The 16,777-nt window shown below is 70.8% G+C and carries 19 protein-coding genes; 18 read left to right on the plus strand and 1 reads right to left on the minus strand.

Annotated elements, in window-relative coordinates:
* Positions 1-201: 201 nt before the first annotated feature.
* Positions 202-2,124: an ATP-dependent zinc metalloprotease FtsH gene (gene ftsH / locus ACZ601_RS33275; protein WP_440579224.1), complete on the plus strand. Its 1,923-nt coding sequence runs from the start codon at positions 202-204 to the stop codon at positions 2,122-2,124.
* An 89-nt stretch (positions 2,125-2,213) separates the two neighbouring features.
* Here the strand turns inward: ftsH and ACZ601_RS33280 are convergent, their stop codons facing one another.
* On the minus strand, positions 2,214-3,074 hold the full coding sequence (locus ACZ601_RS33280) for a methyltransferase domain-containing protein (protein ID WP_469544921.1): 861 nt from the start codon (positions 3,072-3,074) through the stop codon (positions 2,214-2,216).
* Between the two features lie 545 nt (positions 3,075-3,619).
* On the opposite strand from ACZ601_RS33280, the gene ACZ601_RS33285 reads away from it, so the two are divergent.
* The 17 genes from ACZ601_RS33285 (at position 3,620) to whiG (ending at position 16,771) form a co-directional block, all read left to right on the plus strand.
* Complete coding sequence (locus ACZ601_RS33285) at positions 3,620-4,213, plus strand: hypothetical protein (RefSeq protein WP_073739095.1); 594 nt, start codon at positions 3,620-3,622, stop codon at positions 4,211-4,213.
* A gap of 157 nt (positions 4,214-4,370) precedes the next feature.
* Positions 4,371-4,814 carry a 30S ribosomal protein S16 gene (rpsP, locus tag ACZ601_RS33290; RefSeq protein WP_073739096.1) on the plus strand — a complete coding sequence of 148 codons (444 nt, stop codon included), beginning with the start codon at positions 4,371-4,373 and terminating at the stop codon, positions 4,812-4,814.
* 2 nt (positions 4,815-4,816) lie between these two features.
* The gene (locus tag ACZ601_RS33295) at positions 4,817-5,056 is read left to right on the plus strand and encodes an RNA-binding protein (RefSeq protein ID WP_024492228.1); all 240 of its coding nucleotides are present in this window, start codon (positions 4,817-4,819) and stop codon (positions 5,054-5,056) included.
* Between the two features lie 79 nt (positions 5,057-5,135).
* Complete coding sequence (rimM, locus tag ACZ601_RS33300) at positions 5,136-5,717, plus strand: ribosome maturation factor RimM (RefSeq protein ID WP_469544926.1); 582 nt, start codon at positions 5,136-5,138, stop codon at positions 5,715-5,717.
* On the plus strand, positions 5,717-6,538 hold the full coding sequence (gene trmD / locus ACZ601_RS33305; RefSeq protein WP_469544928.1) for a tRNA (guanosine(37)-N1)-methyltransferase TrmD: 822 nt from the start codon (positions 5,717-5,719) through the stop codon (positions 6,536-6,538). Before rimM ends, trmD begins: the two co-directional genes overlap by 1 nt.
* 126 nt (positions 6,539-6,664) lie before the next feature.
* On the plus strand, positions 6,665-7,015 hold the full coding sequence (rplS, locus tag ACZ601_RS33310) for a 50S ribosomal protein L19 (RefSeq protein WP_024492231.1): 351 nt from the start codon (positions 6,665-6,667) through the stop codon (positions 7,013-7,015).
* 45 nt (positions 7,016-7,060) lie between these two features.
* Positions 7,061-7,831, plus strand: a complete 771-nt coding sequence (lepB, locus tag ACZ601_RS33315; protein WP_469544931.1) for a signal peptidase I — start codon at positions 7,061-7,063, stop codon at positions 7,829-7,831.
* Complete coding sequence (lepB, locus tag ACZ601_RS33320; RefSeq protein ID WP_469544932.1) at positions 7,824-8,897, plus strand: signal peptidase I; 1,074 nt, start codon at positions 7,824-7,826, stop codon at positions 8,895-8,897. Before lepB (ACZ601_RS33315) ends, lepB (ACZ601_RS33320) begins: the two co-directional genes overlap by 8 nt.
* On the plus strand, positions 8,794-9,693 hold the full coding sequence (gene lepB / locus ACZ601_RS33325) for a signal peptidase I (protein ID WP_440577662.1): 900 nt from the start codon (positions 8,794-8,796) through the stop codon (positions 9,691-9,693). The genes lepB (ACZ601_RS33320) and lepB (ACZ601_RS33325) overlap by 104 nt, the downstream gene beginning before the upstream one ends.
* Before the next feature lie 84 nt (positions 9,694-9,777).
* Complete coding sequence (gene lepB / locus ACZ601_RS33330; protein WP_469544935.1) at positions 9,778-10,698, plus strand: signal peptidase I; 921 nt, start codon at positions 9,778-9,780, stop codon at positions 10,696-10,698.
* Between the two features lie 49 nt (positions 10,699-10,747).
* Positions 10,748-11,497 carry a signal peptidase I gene (gene lepB, locus ACZ601_RS33335; protein ID WP_469544937.1) on the plus strand — a complete coding sequence of 250 codons (750 nt, stop codon included), beginning with the start codon at positions 10,748-10,750 and terminating at the stop codon, positions 11,495-11,497.
* Entirely contained in the window at positions 11,487-11,975 is a 489-nt protein-coding gene (locus ACZ601_RS33340) for an NUDIX hydrolase (protein ID WP_469544938.1), read from the plus strand. The genes lepB (ACZ601_RS33335) and ACZ601_RS33340 overlap by 11 nt, the downstream gene beginning before the upstream one ends.
* 62 nt (positions 11,976-12,037) lie before the next feature.
* A complete protein-coding gene (locus tag ACZ601_RS33345) occupies positions 12,038-12,346 on the plus strand; it encodes a DUF2469 domain-containing protein (protein ID WP_003965949.1) in 309 nt (102 codons plus the stop codon).
* Between the two features lie 84 nt (positions 12,347-12,430).
* Complete coding sequence (locus tag ACZ601_RS33350; protein ID WP_440577660.1) at positions 12,431-12,790, plus strand: YraN family protein; 360 nt, start codon at positions 12,431-12,433, stop codon at positions 12,788-12,790.
* Positions 12,790-14,415: a YifB family Mg chelatase-like AAA ATPase gene (locus tag ACZ601_RS33355; protein ID WP_469544941.1), complete on the plus strand. Its 1,626-nt coding sequence runs from the start codon at positions 12,790-12,792 to the stop codon at positions 14,413-14,415. Before ACZ601_RS33350 ends, ACZ601_RS33355 begins: the two co-directional genes overlap by 1 nt.
* A complete protein-coding gene (gene dprA / locus ACZ601_RS33360) occupies positions 14,412-15,632 on the plus strand; it encodes a DNA-processing protein DprA (RefSeq protein WP_469544943.1) in 1,221 nt (406 codons plus the stop codon). Before ACZ601_RS33355 ends, dprA begins: the two co-directional genes overlap by 4 nt.
* Positions 15,633-15,934: 302 nt before the next feature.
* Positions 15,935-16,771 carry an RNA polymerase sigma factor WhiG gene (gene whiG / locus ACZ601_RS33365; RefSeq protein ID WP_469544944.1) on the plus strand — a complete coding sequence of 279 codons (837 nt, stop codon included), beginning with the start codon at positions 15,935-15,937 and terminating at the stop codon, positions 16,769-16,771.
* Positions 16,772-16,777: the final 6 nt, after the last annotated feature.

Raw genomic sequence — 16,777 nt, forward strand, 5'->3', positions numbered from 1 at the left:
TTACGTACCCGGGTGAACACGCCATTTTTGAGGAGACGCCCCGGAGGGGCACCACCCCCCACCCACCGGGCAGGCGCACCCCCACGAACAAGCCGCACCCCGTCAGGGTCCCCCCATGGGCCCATCAGGCCAGCACTCCGAGCGCTTCGCCCGTGTTTCTCCCTTAATGTCGGCTCAACGGCTGTCGGCAGAGGAGCGCGCGTGACCAGTCCGGTACCTCCCCGCGACCGCACCGACCAGCCCTGGCGCTCCGAGGGCGCACCACCGCCACCGCCGCCCCGCCGGAAGATGCCCGGCGGCTGGGGCGGACTGCTGCTGACCGCCCTGGTCGTCTATCTGATCGCCAACCTGCTGCTCTCCTTCTTCAACGGCGAGGAGGAGCGGACGATCGCGTACACGGAGTTCAGTAAGCAGGTCACCTCGGGCAATGTCTCCAAGATCTACTCCAAGGGCGATGCCATCGAGGGGCAGCTCAAGAAGGAGGCGAAGGTCCCGGGCAAGAAGGACGACAAGTACACCAAGTTCGTCACCCAGCGGCCCGCCTTCGCCGACGACAACCTCTGGGCCGAACTGGTCAAGGACGACGTCACGGTCACGGCCGAACCGGTCGTCAAGGAGCGCAGCTTCCTGGCCAACCTGCTGATCTCGCTGGCGCCGATGCTGCTGCTCGTCGTGCTCTGGGTGTTCATCGCGCGGCGGATGTCGAAGGGCGGCATGGGCGGCGGGATGGCCGGCTTCGGCCGCAAGGCCCCGCCCAAGCCGGTCGAGCTGGAGGGCGGCAGGCGCACCACCTTCGACGACGTGGCCGGCATCGACGAGGTCGAGGGCGAGCTCGACGACGTCGTGGACTTCCTGAAGAACCCGGACGCCTACCGCGAGATGGGCGCCAGGATGCCCGGGGGCGTACTCCTCGCCGGTCCTCCCGGCACCGGGAAGACGCTGCTCGCGCGGGCCGTCGCGGGGGAGGCGGGGGTGCCGTTCTTCTCGGCCTCGGCCTCCGAGTTCATCGAGATGATCGTGGGGGTGGGCGCGGGCCGGGTCCGCGAGCTGTTCGCGGAGGCGCGCAAGGTCGCCCCGGCCATCGTCTTCATCGACGAGATCGACACCATCGGACGGGTCAGAGGCGGCGGCTCGGGCATGGGCGGGCACGACGAGCGCGAGCAGACGCTCAACCAGATCCTCACCGAGATGGACGGCTTCTCCGGCTCGGAGGGCGTGATCGTGCTCGCGGCGACCAACCGCGCCGACGTCCTCGACCCGGCACTCACCCGGCCCGGCCGCTTCGACCGGATCGTCCAGGTCAGCCCGCCGGACAAGACCGGCCGGGAGGCGATCCTGGAGATCCACACCCGGCAGATCCCGATGGCGCAGGACGTGGACCTGGGCCAGGTGGCCCGTACGACTCCGGGGATGACCGGCGCCGATCTGGCCAACCTCGCCAACGAGGCCGCCCTGCTCGCCGTCAAGCGGGGGCAGCGGGAGGTCAGCGGCGCCGATCTCTCGGATGCCCTGGAGAAGGTCCAGCTCGGTGCGGAGCGCTCGCTCGTCATGTCGGACGAGGAACGCCGCAGAACCGCATTCCACGAGAGCGGGCACGCGCTGCTGGGGATGCTCCAGCCCGGCGCCGACCCGGTCCGCAAGGTCACCATCGTGCCGCGCGGCCGGGCCCTCGGGGTCACGCTCTCCACGCCGGACGCCGACAAGTACGCGTACACCGAGGAGTACCTGCGCGGCCGGATCATCGGCGCGCTCGGCGGGATGGCGGCCGAGCAGGTGGTGTTCGGCGTCGTCACCACGGGTGCGGAGAGCGATCTGGAGCAGGTCACCGGTCTGGCCCGGGGCATGGTGGGCCGCTGGGGCATGAGCCACAAGGTGGGCCGGCTGACGGCGATCCCGGCCGATGCCCAGCAGGCGTACGGCCTGAGCGCCGCGCCCGCCACCCTGGACGCGGTGGACGGCGAGATGCGCCGCATCGTCGACGAGTGCTACGAGGAGGCGTGCCGGCTCCTCGGGAACAACCGGGACCGGCTGGACTCGCTTGCCGGGGCGCTGCTGGAGCACGAGACGCTGGACGAGGTGGCCGCTTACCGGGCCGCCGGCGTAACCCGGCTGGACAAGCCGTAGCGATCCCGGCGGACGACGCGATGCCCGGCGGCAGGCCCGGGGCCGCCCCTGAGCCGTGCAGCGTGCGGACAGGACCCCGGGGCCCGCCGCTACGTCGTGCAGACGAGATAGCGGAACACATTGGGCATCCAGACGGTGCCGTCCCGGCGCAGGTGCGGGTGCAGCGCCTCCGCCACCTCCTTCTCCACCTGGGTCCGGTCCGTCGCCCGTACCGCCGCGTCGAAGAGCCGGGTCGACAGCAGGCCCCGGACCGCGCTGTCCAGGTCCGCGTAGCCGAACGGGCACGCCACCCGCCCGGAGCCGTCCGGCCTCAGCCCGGTCCGGAACGCCACGTCCTCCAGATCGTCCCGCCGCGCGCCCAGCCAGCCGCCCGCCCCGGGGGAACCCGTCCCCTCCGCGAGCCGGGCCGCCACCCGCAGTACCGCCGCGGTGGCGCACCGCTCGGGCGGGCCCCAGCCGGTGAGTACGACGGTGCTGCCCCGGGCCGCCAGCGGCACCGCGGAGCCGAGCGCGCCCACCAGCTCCTCCGCGTCGTCGGCCGAGCAGCCGATCGGCGTGAACGCGGTGATCAGCCCGTACGACCGGTGGCCCGCCGCGACGTCCGGGACGCCGTCCAGGAGCCACGGCCCGGTGGCCGGTGGCCCGGCGTCGCCCACGGGGGCCGGGTCCGGCAGCAACCGGGCGCGGGCGAGCGCGAGGCGTTCGGGGTCGGTATCGATGCCGGTGACGTGGGCCCCGCGGCCGGCCGCGATCAGCAGCGCGAGCCCGGAGCCGCAGCCGAGCGAGAGCATCCGGGTGGCGGCCCCCACCTCCAGCCGCCGGTACACCGCCTCGTAGAGCGGCGCGAGCATCCGTTCCTGGATCTCGGCCCAGTCACGGGCCCGGGACCCGGTGTCCACCGGGGCGGAAGGTTCCGCGTGCCTGTGGTGCCGGACGAGCGTTGGTGTCATGGAATGCGCCCCAATCCGCCGAGATGTCGGTGATTACGGTGATGCCGGTGCTGCCGGTCGGTCCCGTCCGAGTGGACGATTCCCCCCGTGCCTGCGGCCACGCTTCCCCCGTATGCCAGGGAACTGCGCATCCGCCGCCGCGTCCAGGGGGCTACGGGCAATGGTTGCCTCTGGTACCGCTCGCCGGTCCAGTCTCACCCGGCGGGCGGAGCCGGGCACGTCGAGCGCCGGCCCGGGGCGCCGAACTGCCAGGGGGAGGGGGCGGGCGGTACCGGGGCGGGCCCCGGTACTGTCGGTTTCCGCGGCCCGCGCCCGCCGGCGCTCCGGGCGCCCCGGTGGTGCGAGGCCCAGGGGGCGTACGCGCCGTCTACGCGCTCGGGCGTACACGTCGCTACGTACCACCTTGGTGCGAGCTGTGAGAGTTCTCCGCAGATCAGCGCACCCGCCCTCGTCAGGACGCATGAACGGCAACTGACTGGTACGTGCAAATTATTTGGGATGGCCCGGAATCGGAACACCGGGGCACTCGCGCTCGTTGTCACGACGTGAGCACGACACCACCTGTACTTGCCGCAGAGCTGGCACAGGCGTGGGCCGACATTCAGCGGTACCACCCCGAGCTGCCCGATCTTGCCGCGCCCGAGTCCCTGATCGGAGAGTCCTCGTCCGCCTGTGGCGCCGAGCTCTCCTTCGAACGGCTGCTCCATGAGGCAGTCCATGGCATCGCCGCCGCGAGAGGTGTCCGAGACACCTCACGCGCCGGCCGCTATCACAACCGTCGATTCCTCGCGATCGCCGAGGAGCTGGGCCTCGACCACGCCGAGGAGCCCCACCCCAGCAGTGGCTTCTCCCTGGTCACGCTCAACCCCGAGGCCAAGCGCCGGTACCGGCCGACGATGGAACGGCTGCAACGCGCCCTCAAGGCGCACACCGTGGCCACCGCCGCCGACACCAAGCGCTCCTTCCGCGGCCCGGCCGCCCGGCACGGTTCCTCCGGAGGGGGCGTGCGGGTCAAGGCCGTCTGCGACTGCGGTCGCAATGTGCGCGTGGTCCCCTCGGTCCTCGCACAGGCCCCGATCGTCTGCGGCGGCTGCGGAAAGCCGTTCCGGATCCCGGAGGCAGTGGTCGCGGTGGGGTGAGCCGATGTGGTGTGGCACAATGGCTAGCTGTACTCGACAGTCGCATAGGACCCCTCTCTCCTCCGGCTGACGCGTCCATCGGGCACCCGAGTACCGCAACCCCACGTGGCATCTTCGTTGTGCCCAACCACGTCATAGACCAGGAGACACCACTTCCGTGGCAGTCAAGATCAAGCTGAAGCGTCTGGGCAAGATCCGTTCGCCTCACTACCGCATCGTCGTCGCCGACTCCCGTACCCGCCGTGATGGCCGGGCCATCGAGGAGATCGGCCTGTACCACCCGGTACAGAACCCCTCGCGCATCGAGGTCAACGCAGAGCGCGCGCAGTACTGGCTGTCCGTCGGCGCCCAGCCGACCGAGCCGGTCCTCGCGATCCTGAAGCTCACCGGTGACTGGCAGGCCCACAAGGGTCTCCCGGCCCCCGCGCCGCTTCTGCAGCCGGAGCCCAAGGCTGACAAGCGCGCCCTGTTCGAGGCCCTGACCAAGGACACCGCTGAGGAGTCCAAGGGCGAGGCCATCACGCAGAAGGCGAAGAAGGCCGACAAGAAGGCGGACGAGGCTGCTGACGCGGCCGCGCCCGCCGAGTCGACCGAGGCCTGATCGTGCTCGAGGAGGCTCTTGAGCACCTCGTGAAAGGCATCGTCGACAACCCCGAGGACGTGCAGGTCGCCTCGCGCACCCTGCGTCGTGGCCGTGTGCTTGAGGTCCGGGTCCACCCCGATGACCTCGGTAAGGTGATCGGCCGTAACGGCCGCACCGCACGCGCGTTGCGTACCGTCGTCGGAGCAATCGGCGGCCGTGGTATCCGCGTCGACCTCGTCGATGTGGATCAGGTTCGCTGACAGAGTTGAACACCGGCACGGGCCGGGGAGGGCCATGCGCCCGCCCCGGCCCGTCGTCGTATGACAGGAGAGACACAAGGTGCAGTTGGTAGTCGCGCGGATCGGTCGCGCCCACGGCATCAAGGGCGAGGTCACCGTCGAGGTGCGCACGGACGAGCCGGAGCTCCGGCTCGGCCCCGGCGCGGTACTGGCCACCGAGCCGGCCTCGACGGGACCGCTGACGATCGAGACCGGCCGGGTGCACAGCGGCAGGCTGCTGCTGCGTTTCGAGGGCGTACGGGACCGTACGGCCGCCGAGGCGCTGCGCAACACGCTGCTGATCTCCGAGGTCGACCCCCAGGAGCTCCCGGAGGACCCCGAGGAGTTCTACGACCATCAGCTGATGGACCTGGACGTGGTGCTCGCCGACGGCACCGAGATCGGCCGGATCACCGAGATCACCCACCTGCCGTCCCAGGACCTCTTCATCGTGGAGCGCCCCGACGGCACCGAGGTCATGATCCCGTTCGTCGAGGAGATCGTCTCCGAGATCGACCTGGAGGAACAGCGCGCGGTGATCACACCGCCGCCGGGTCTGATCGACGAGAGCGAGGCCGTCGTGGCCTCCTCGCGCGACGACGAGGCGGCGGCCGACGCCGCCGAGGGCGGGAAAGACGACTGATGCGCCTCGATGTCGTCACGATCTTCCCCGAGTACCTCGAACCGCTGAACGTCTCGCTCGTCGGCAAGGCCCGCGCCCGCGGCCGGCTCGACGTGCACGTGCACGATCTGCGGGAGTGGACGTACGACCGCCACAACACGGTCGACGACACCCCCTACGGCGGTGGCCCTGGCATGGTCATGAAGACCGAGCCGTGGGGCGACGCCCTGGACGAGACCCTGGCCGGCGGCTACGAGGCCGGTGCGCACTCCCCGGTGCTCGTGGTGCCGACGCCGAGCGGCCGGCCGTTCACCCAGGAACTCGCCGTCGAGCTGTCCGAGCGGCCCTGGCTGATCTTCGCCCCGGCCCGCTACGAGGGCATCGACCGGCGGGTGACCGAGGAGTACGCCACCCGGATGCCGGTCGTCGAGGTGTCCATCGGCGACTACGTGCTGGCCGGCGGGGAAGCCGCGGTGCTGGTGATCACGGAGGCGGTGGCGCGGCTGCTGCCCGGCGTGCTCGGCAACGCCGAATCGCACCGGGACGACTCCTTCGCACCCGGCGCGATGGCCGATCTGCTGGAGGGGCCCGTCTACACCAAGCCGCCCGAGTGGCGCGGCCGGGGGATTCCGGACGTGCTGCTCAGCGGCCACCACGGCCGCATCGCGCGCTGGCGCCGGGACGAGGCCTTCCGCCGTACCGCGCTCAACCGGCCCGATCTGATCGAGCGTTGCGAGGCGGCGGGCTTCGACAAGAAGGACCGCGAGATGCTCTCGATCCTCGGCTGGTCGCCCGAGCCGGGCGGCCGATTTTGGCGCAGGCCAGAGGCCGTGGAAGAATAGGCCGCTGCTGTACGTCCGCGTGCGCCCCTGCCACAGGGGGAAAGACGCCCGTCCGACGCGATCAGCACCCGAATCTCATCACTCTCCCGTCGATGACCTGTGGCATCGGCGAAGAAAGCAGACAACATGACTTCCCTGCTCGATGGCGTCAACGCCGCCTCGCTGCGTACCGACGTCCCGGCGTTCCGCCCCGGTGACACCGTCAACGTTCACGTCCGCGTGATCGAGGGCAACCGCTCCCGTATCCAGCAGTTCAAGGGCATCGTCATCCGCCGCCAGGGCGCGGGCGTCGGCGAGACCTTCACGGTCCGCAAGGTCTCCTTCAGCGTCGGCGTCGAGCGCACCTTCCCGGTGCACAGCCCGATCTTCGAGAAGATCGAGCTGGTCACCCGCGGTGACGTCCGTCGCGCCAAGCTGTACTTCCTCCGTGAGCTGCGCGGCAAGGCCGCGAAGATCAAGGAGAAGCGCGACCGCTGAGCTGGCTCCCAAGTCCGCGGCACGGCCGGATAAGCTCTGGCCCCGATGGACACGGAAGCAAGAACCACGGAGCGCGACCGCTCCTCCGCAACCCCCATGGGGCCGGAGGAGGGGTCGCGCTTTTCGCGTATCCCGCACCGTTTCGCCGCCGCGATGTCATGGCGGCGCACGGTCGCGCTCGGCGCTGTCTGCTCGGTCTTCGTCCTGCTCTTCAGCATCTTCGTGGTGCAGCCCTTCCTGATCCCGAGCGGCTCCATGGAGTCCACGCTGCGGGTCGGGGACCGGGTGCTGGTCAACAAACTGGCGTACCGTTTCGGCTCCGAACCCCGGCGCGGGGACGTGGTGGTCTTCGACGGCACCGGCTCTTTCATGCAGGAGGCGCCGCCGGAGAACCCCGTCACCGGGCTGCTGCACGGGGCGGCGGCTTCCCTGGGGCTCGCGGAGCCGGCCGAGACCGACTTCGTGAAACGGGTGGTGGGCGTGGGGGGCGACCGGGTGGTCTGTTGCGACAAGCGGGGCAGGATCCAGGTGAACGGCCGGCCGCTGGACGAGGGCTACCTGTTCGCGGGTGACGCGCCCTCCCGGGCCCCGTTCGACATCGTCGTGCCGGGCGGCACGCTCTGGATGATGGGCGATCACCGCAGCCGTTCCCGGGACTCCCGCGATCACCTGGGCGAACCGGGCGGCGGCATGGTGCCCGTGGACAAGGTGATCGGCAGGGTGGACTGGATCGGCTGGCCGCTGGGGCGGCTGGCCTCGTTCCCGGGCACCGTGGCCTTCGACGGCGTGCCCGCGCCGGGGGCGACGCATGGGTAACCGCGGGCGGCGGCAGGGCGCCGCCGGTCCCGGGGTGCGGCCGTCGTCGGGCGGCGACACGGTGTCCCGCTCGTTGCCCACCCGGGCGGAGCGGCGCCGGCTGGCCCGCAAGGTGAAACGGAAGCGGCGCAGATCGGCCGTCCAGGAGATACCCCTGCTCATCGCCGTCGCGGTGGTGATCGCGCTGGTCCTCAAGACGTTCCTGGTGCAGGCCTTCGTAATCCCTTCGGGGTCGATGGAACAGACCATCCGGATCGGTGACCGGGTCCTCGTGGACAAGCTCACCCCGTGGTTCGGGAGCAGGCCGCAGCGTGGCGACGTGGTCGTGTTCAAGAACCCCTCCGACTGGCCGCCGCCGAATCCGGTGACGGCGAAGGAGTCACCCGTCGTCATCAAGCAGGTGAAGGAGGTGCTGACCTTCATCGGTCTGCTGCCGTCGGACGACGAACAGGATCTGATCAAACGAGTGGTCGCCGTCGGCGGCGACACAGTGAAGTGCTGCGACGCGGACGGCCGCCTCATGGTCAACGGGCAGGCGATCGACGAGCCCTATCTCTTTCCCGGCAATCCCCCTTCCACGATCAAATTCGAGGTAAAGGTTCCAGCCGGACGAATCTTCGTGATGGGTGACCATCGCTCCAATTCCGCCGATTCACGTTTCCACCTGGACAAGACGGCCGACGGCACGGTTTCCGAAGATGCCGTAGTGGGACGGGCCGTAGTGATCGGCTGGCCCGTCGGGCACTGGACGAAGCTTGAGGAACGTTCCGCGTTCTCCTCGGTCCCGGACCCGCGCGCCGGGACGGCGGCTGCCCCGGGACCGTCGAATAGTGTGTCCCAGGATCCCAACGGAATGATCCGGCTCCCGACCCCTGCGGAACTCCCGCTCGTTATGGGAGTGGTTGGCCTGCACCGGCTGGGGCGCAGGCGGTGGCACGGAATAAGGAGCAGATGTGGGGGATTTGGCGGTGGGCGCACGATCCGGACACGACGAACCCGAGGACCGGCCGGACATTCCGGGGAACACCGAGCCGGCCGGGACGACAGCGGACCGGACGGAGAGTGACGGCGACGCCCGGGGCAGTGGCAGTACGGCCAGGAAGAAGCCCCGCTCCTTCTGGAAGGAGCTGCCGCTCCTCATCGGTATCGCGCTGGTTCTGGCGCTGCTGATCAAGACGTTCCTGGTGCAGGCGTTCTCGATTCCGTCGGATTCGATGCAGAACACCCTCCAGCGCGGTGACCGGGTGCTGGTCGACAAGCTCACCCCGTGGTTCGGCTCGGAGCCGGAGCGCGGTGAGGTCGTCGTCTTCCACGATCCGGGCGGCTGGCTGGAGAACACCCCGACGGCCAATCCGAACGCGGTGCAGAAGTTCCTGAGCTTCATCGGGCTGATGCCGTCCGCCGAGGAGAAGGACCTGATCAAGCGCGTCATCGCGGTCGGCGGTGACACGGTGGAGTGCAAGAACAACGGCCCGGTCACGGTCAACGGCAAGGCGCTGGACGACAAGTCGTTCATCTTCAAGGGGAACACCGCCTGCAACGACGAGCCGTTCGGCCCGGTCAAGGTGCCCAAGGGCCGTATCTGGGTAATGGGCGACCACCGTCAGAACTCCCTCGACTCCCGCTACCACCAGGAGCTGCCGGGCGGCGGCACCGTCTCCAACGACGAGGTCGTGGGCCGGGCCATCGTGGTGGCGTGGCCGGTCAACCGCTGGGCGACCCTCCCCGTCCCGAAGACCTTCGACCAGCCGGGGATCAACGCCGCGGCAGCGATGGCTCCGGGCGCGCTGGGCTTCGCGGGCGCGGTGCCCCTCGTGCTCTGGCGCAGGCGCAGCAGGGCCGCGGCGGCGCGGCAGAAGTAGCCCGGGGAACCCCCGCTCGTTGTCCAGGGGGGTGGGTTGGTGATCGGCGGGCCCGGGTGGGCCGTCGTTGGCGCAGAGTGAGGAATGAATGTGAGCGACGTGGCAGACGGAGCGCGATCCGGGCACGGGCAGTCCACGGAGAGGACCGAGCAGCCTGCCGACGCTGCGCTCGATCCCGTGGGAGGGACGCCGGGTCCGGCCGCGCCGGAGGCCGCGCGCATCCCGGAACAGGGCGGCAAGCGGGCGAAGAAGCCCCGTCCCCTCTGGAAGGAGCTGCCGCTCCTCATCGGTATCGCGCTGGTTCTGGCGCTGCTGATCAAGACGTTCCTGGTGCAGGCGTTCTCGATTCCGTCGGATTCGATGCAGAACACCCTCCAGCAGGGCGACCGGGTGCTGGTCGACAAGCTCACCCCGTGGTTCGGCTCGGAGCCGGAGCGCGGTGAGGTCGTCGTCTTCCACGACCCGAGCGGCTGGCTGGACGGCGAGCCGACGCCCGAGTCGAACGCGGTGCAGACCTTCCTCAGCTTCATCGGCCTGATGCCCTCTTCGCAGGAGAAGGACCTGATCAAGCGGACCATCGCCGTCGGCGGCGACACCGTGTCCTGCAAGAAGGGCGGTCCGGTCGTCGTCAACGGGAAGCCGCTCGACGAGCCGTACATCTTCCCCGGCGGCACACCCTGCGACGACATGCCCTTCGGCCCGTTCAAGGTGCCCGACGGCAAGATCTGGGTGATGGGCGACCACCGGCAGGACTCCTCGGACTCCCGGTACCACACCAACGACGTGAACAAGGGCTTCGTGCCGGTGGACGATGTCGTGGGCCGGGCCGTCCTGGTCGCGTGGCCGGTCAACCGCTGGGCGACCCTGCCGGTCCCGGACACCTTCGACCAGCGGGGCATCAACACCGCGGCCGCGGTGGCTCCCGGCGCGCTCGGCATCGCCGGAGCCCTCCCGCTCGTGATCCGGCGCAGGCGGAAACTGACCGGCGGGCGTACCGCCGGGTAGGGTGCCGACTCGGATCAGCGATTGTCGATCTCCGATGGGGGACGCTGGGATGAGTGGATCAGGACGTACGGATGACGGCCGCGGCCGGCTCGGCAGCAAGCTGTCAGGGCTGGCGGTGGCCGTCGGCTGTGTGCTCTTCCTCGGCGGGTTCGCCTGGGCGGCCGTGGTGTACCGGCCGTACACGGTGCCGACCGAGTCGATGACCCCCACGGTGAACGCGGGCGACCGGGTCCTCGCGCAACGGGTGGACGGCAGCGAGGTGCGGCGGGGTGACGTCGTGGTCTTCACCGATCCGGCGTGGGGCGATATGCCGATGGTGAAGCGGGTCGTCGGCGTCGGCGGCGACAAAGTCGCCTGCTGCGAGAAGGACGGCCGGCTCACGATCAACGGCATACCCGTTGCCGAACCGTATCTGCGCTCCGGCGATCCCGCCTCCGCGAACGGCTTCACGGCCCAGGTGCCCAAGGGGCAGCTCTTCCTCCTGGGCGACGACCGCACGGTCTCCCTGGACTCCCGGGTCCACCTGGAGGACGGCGGACAGGGCTCCGTGCCCCGCAGCGCCGTGACGGCCAGGGTGGACGCCGTGGCCTGGCCGCTGGGCAGCATGGTGGAGCGCCCCAGCGCCTTCGCCGCCCTGCCCGGCGGAGTGTCCTCCGCGGGGCCGGTCAAGCTTCAGCTCGCAGCGGTGATCGCGGGCGTGCTGCTCATTCTGGGCGGGTCCGTGTACGGACCGCTCGCGGCCCGGTCCGGCCGGTCGAAGCGGAACAAGCAGGGCAAGGCGGCTGCCGGTGTCCGCTGAGAAGCGCAAGGTCTCCCGCCTGGTTCTCCTCGATCCGGATGACCGCGTCCTGCTGATGCACGGGTTCGAACCGGAGGATCCGGCGAGCGACTGGTGGTTCACCCCGGGCGGAGGGCTGGAGGGCGACGAGACCCGCGAGCAGGCGGCGCTGCGCGAACTGGCGGAGGAGACCGGGATCAGGGATGTCGAACTGGGCCCGCTCCTCTGGAAGCGGATGTGTTCCTTTCCGTTCGACGGCCGGCGGTGGGAGCAGGACGAGTGGTACTTCCTCGCCCGTACGGCACAGACCCTGACGGACACCAGTGGGCAGACCGGGCTGGAACGGCGCAGTGTCGCGGGCCTGAGGTGGTGGACCTCCGCCGAACTGTCGGCGACGCGTGAGACGGTGTACCCGACCAGACTCGCCGGGCTGCTGCACACGCTGCTCGCTGAGGGTCCCCCGCGTACGCCGTTGGTTCTGGCTCCCGAATTCGCCTGAGCGTCCTGGGCGCCCGGACTGGCGCACAATGGGGGCACGCACGGCTGAAGGGGAACATGCCAATGAGCGCCGAGGACCTCGAGAAGTACGAGACCGAGATGGAGCTGAAGCTCTACCGGGAGTACCGCGATGTCGTCGGTCTGTTCAAATATGTGATCGAGACCGAACGGCGCTTCTACCTCACCAATGACTACGAGATGCAGGTGCACTCGGTCCAGGGCGAGGTGTTTTTCGAGGTGTCCATGGCGGATGCCTGGGTCTGGGACATGTACAGACCGGCACGGTTCGTCAAGCAGGTCCGGGTGCTGACGTTCAAGGACGTCAACATCGAGGAGCTCAACAAGAGCGATCTCGAACTTCCGGGTGGCTGAGTTCTCCACATCCGCCCACTTGTCCACCAAGATCCACTAGCTGGGGGCGGACGCGTCAGAGTCGGTGCCGGAGGTGGTGCCGATATGAACGCACGGGGGGCACTCGGGCGGTACGGCGAGGATCTGGCGGCGCGGCTGCTGATTGAAGCAGGCATGTCCGTACTGGAACGGAACTGGCGCTGTCGCACCGGCGAGATCGACATCGTCGCGCTGGACGGCGACGCGCTCGTCATCTGTGAGGTGAAGACGCGCAGGGCGGGTGGGTTCGAGCACCCGATGGCCGCCGTGACACCGGCCAAGGCGGACCGGCTGCGCCGACTGGCCGAACTCTGGCTGGACCGGCACGGCGGTCCGCCGCCCGGGGGCGTGCGGATCGACCTGGTTGGCGTGGTGCTGCCCAGGCGCGGCGCGCCGCTGGCCGAGCACGCGCGGGGGGTGGCCTGATGGCGTTCGCGCGGGCCTGCTCGGTCGCCCTGGTCGGCGTCGAGGGCGTGGTGGTGGAGGTCCAGGCGGACCTGGAGGCCGGGGTGGCGGCGTTCACCCTGGTGGGGCTGCCCGACAAGAGCCTGGTGGAGAGCCGCGACCGGGTGCGGGCGGCGGTCGCCAACTCCGGTGCGGAGTGGCCTCAGAAGAAGCTCACGGTGGGTCTGTCCCCGGCGTCGGTACCCAAGGGCGGTTCCGGCTTCGATCTCGCCGTGGCGTGTGCGGTGCTCGGCGCGGCCGAGCGCATCGACCCCGCGTCGATCGCGGATGTCGTGATGATCGGCGAGCTGGGGCTCGACGGCCGGGTGCGGCCGGTACGCGGGGTGCTGCCCGCCGTGCTGGCCGCCGCGGAGGCCGGCTACCGGCAGGTGGTCGTCCCCGAGCAGACGGCGGGCGAGGCGGCGCTGGTACCCGGGGTCTCCGTGCTCGGGGTGCGGAGCCTGCGGCAGCTGATCGCCGTGCTCTGCGACGAACCGGTGCCAGAGGAACAGCAGCCCCACGACCAGGGGCGCCCCGACACCATGCTGGCCGGTCTGATGGTGCCCGGCGCCGGTATGGGCACCGGCATCGCCCGTGGCCCGGCCCAGGGCGAGGGGAACCGGCCGGACCTGGCGGACGTCGCGGGCCAGGAGCGGCCGCGCAAGGCACTGGAGGTCGCGGCGGCGGGCGGTCACCACCTCCTGCTGTCCGGACCGCCGGGCGCGGGCAAGACCATGCTCGCGGAACGGCTGCCCGCGATCCTGCCGGACCTGACCAGGCAGGAAGCCCTTGAGGTCACCGCGGTGCACTCGGTGGCGGGCATCCTGCCGCCGGGGCAGCCCCTGGTCTCCCGGGCGCCCTACTGCGCCCCGCACCACTCCGCGACCATGCAGTCGCTGGTCGGCGGGGGCAACGGACTGCCCAGGCCGGGCGCGGTGTCGCTGGCCCACCGCGGCATCCTTTTCCTGGACGAGGCACCGGAGTTCTCGGTACGGGCCCTGGACGCGCTGCGCCAGCCGCTGGAGTCGGGCCATGTGGTGGTGGCGCGCAGCGCGGGGGTGGTCCGGCTGCCCGCCCGCTTCCTCATGGTGCTGGCCGCCAACCCGTGCCCGTGCGGGCGGCACACCCTGAGCGGGGCCGGCTGCGAATGCCCGCCCGCCTCGGTCCGGCGCTATCAGGCCCGGCTCTCCGGTCCGCTGCTCGACCGGGTGGATCTGCGGGTGGCCGTCGACCCGGTCAGGCGCGCGGACCTGATGGGGCAGGGCGGTCGCGGCGAGTCCACGGCGACGGTCGCCGCCCGGGTGCGGGAGGCGCGGGCACGGGCGGCGGAGCGGCTGGCCGGTACCCCCTGGACCACCAACAGCGAGGTGCCCGGCCACGAGCTGAGGACCCGACTGGTGGCGGCGCCCGGGGCCCTTCTGGCGGCCGAGCGCGACATGGAACGGGGAATGCTCACCGCGCGCGGCCTGGACCGGGTCCTGCGGGTGGCGTGGACCCTCGCGGATCTGCGGGGCGCCGACCGGCCGGACGCCTCGGACATCGCGGTGGCCCTGGAACTGCGCACCGGCATTCCGCGCGGGGCTCCGATGACGGCGGGGGCGGCATGACGGGGCACCGGGCGGGGGAGCCGCTGCCACTGCCGGGGCGGGGCCGGGGGCCGGGGCCGGAGCCGAGCGACGGGGAGCGGCTGGCGCGGGTCGCGTTGACGCGGGTCCTGGAGCCGGGGGACGAACGGGGCGGCCGCTGGCTGCGGGAGTGCGGCGCCGGGGAACTGCTGCGGCGGATCACGGCCCGGGACGGATCGGCCGAGCGGCTCAGCGGTATGACGGCGCGTCGGCTGGCCGGCTACCGGCTGCGGGCGGAGGCGGCGGACCCCGCGCGGGACCTGGCGGCGGTGGCGTCGGTCGGCGGACGCTTCGTCTGTCCGGGCGACCACGAGTGGCCGAGCCAGCTGGACGACCTGGGGGACACCCGGCCGACCGGGCTCTGGGTGCGGGGGAGGCCCGATCTGCGGCTCTGGGCGCTGCGTTCGGTCGCGGTGGTCGGCGCCCGCGCCTGCACCCCGTACGGGGCGCACATGGCGACGACCCTCGGCGCCGGTCTCGCGGAGCGCGGGTGGGTGGTCGTCTCGGGCGCGGCGTTCGGGGTCGACGGGGCCGCTCACCGGGGTGCTCTCGCCGCCGGCGGGGCCACGGCGGCGGTGCTGGCGTGCGGGGTGGACGTCGTGTACCCCCGCGGACATGCCGAACTGATCGGGCGCGTCGCCGAGCAGGGGCTCGTCATCGGTGAGCTGGCGCCGGCCGAACACCCCACACGCAGCCGGTTCATCCTCCGGAACAGGGTGATCGCCGCGTTGACGAGGGGAACCGTCGTGGTGGAGGCCGAATACCGCAGCGGTTCCCTGGTCACGGCGCGGTGCGCCCAGCGGCTCGGCCGCTTCACCATGGGCGTCCCCGGGCCCGCCACCAGCGGTCTCTCGGCAGGCGTCCATGAACTCCTGCGGGGCGAGGGGGTGCTGGTGACGGATGCCTCGGAAATCGTCGAACTGGTCGGTGACATGGGCGAACTCGCCCCGCCCAGACACGGTGCGGTGCTGCCCAGAGACCTGCTGGACACCGGCTGCGCCAAGGCTCTCGACGCGCTTCCGGCCCGTGGCACCGCCGATGCGCGCGAGGTGGCCCGTACCGCCGGAACGAGTGCCGACGAGGCGCTCGCCAAGCTGTACGAACTGCACTCACTGGGGTTCGTCGAACGTCATGGCGATGGATGGCGGTTGACGCGGTGGCCGACTTGCAATGACGACGCGCGGCGAGGCGGTACTTGACCTGGAGCATTCGGGTGAAAAGGTGATGCCGATGACCTCGGCGGATCGTTCGGCAACGTCTCCGGGGCCGGCGCGCGACGTGTCGGCCCCGGCCGCCAGCCATGTCCTCGTCCTGGTGCGCGGACGTCTCCGTAACCGGGTCCGGTGCCGCGTCCGGTGCCGTGTCCGTTCTCCCGCAAGCGCGCGGCTCCGATCCCATATCCTGCGCGCACCGCGACACTTCAGTCACGCTACGCTCACAAGGACCCCGCCCCAGACGCACATTCCCCAGCACTTCACTGCAGAACGGCTCAAGGCACCACATGCCCCAGCACACCTCCGGGTCTGACCGCGCGGCAGTACCACCGGCTGCGCGTGGCACTGTGCGCCCTCCCGCTCCCTCCTCCCTCGACGAGTTGTGGCGTTTGTACAAGACCACGGGCGACGAGCGGCTGCGGGAGCAGCTGATCCTGCACTACTCACCGCTGGTGAAGTACGTAGCCGGCCGGGTGAGTGTGGGTCTTCCGTCCAACGTCGAGCAGGCGGACTTCGTCTCCTCCGGGGTCTTCGGACTGATCGACGCGATCGAGAAGTTCGACATCGAGCGGGCGATCAAGTTCGAGACGTACGCGATCACCCGCATCCGCGGCGCGATGATCGACGAACTCCGGGCGCTGGACTGGATCCCCCGCTCCGTGCGCCAGAAGGCCCGTGCGGTGGAACGCGCCTACGCCACGCTGGAGGCGCGGCTGCGGCGCACCCCGTCAGAGGCGGAGGTCGCCGCGGAGATGGAGATCGGGCTGGAGGAACTGCACGCGGTTTTCAGCCAGTTGTCGCTGGCGAACGTGGTCGCGCTGGAGGAGCTGCTCCATGTGGGCGGCGAGGGCGGCGACCGGCTGAGCCTGATGGACACGCTGGAGGACACCGCCGCCGACAATCCGGTGGAAGTGGCCGAGGGCCGCGAGCTCCGGCGGCTGCTCGCCCGCGCGATCAACACCCTCCCGGACCGCGAGAAGACCGTGGTCACGCTCTACTACTACGAGGGCCTCACCCTGGCCGAGATCGGCAACGTCCTCGGGGTCACCGAGAGCCGGGTCAGCCAGATCCACACGAAGTCCGTGTTGCAACTGCGCGCGAAACTGGCCGACGCCGGACGCTGAGACCGC

This window comes from Streptomyces sp. NPDC104307, from assembly GCF_055584045.1.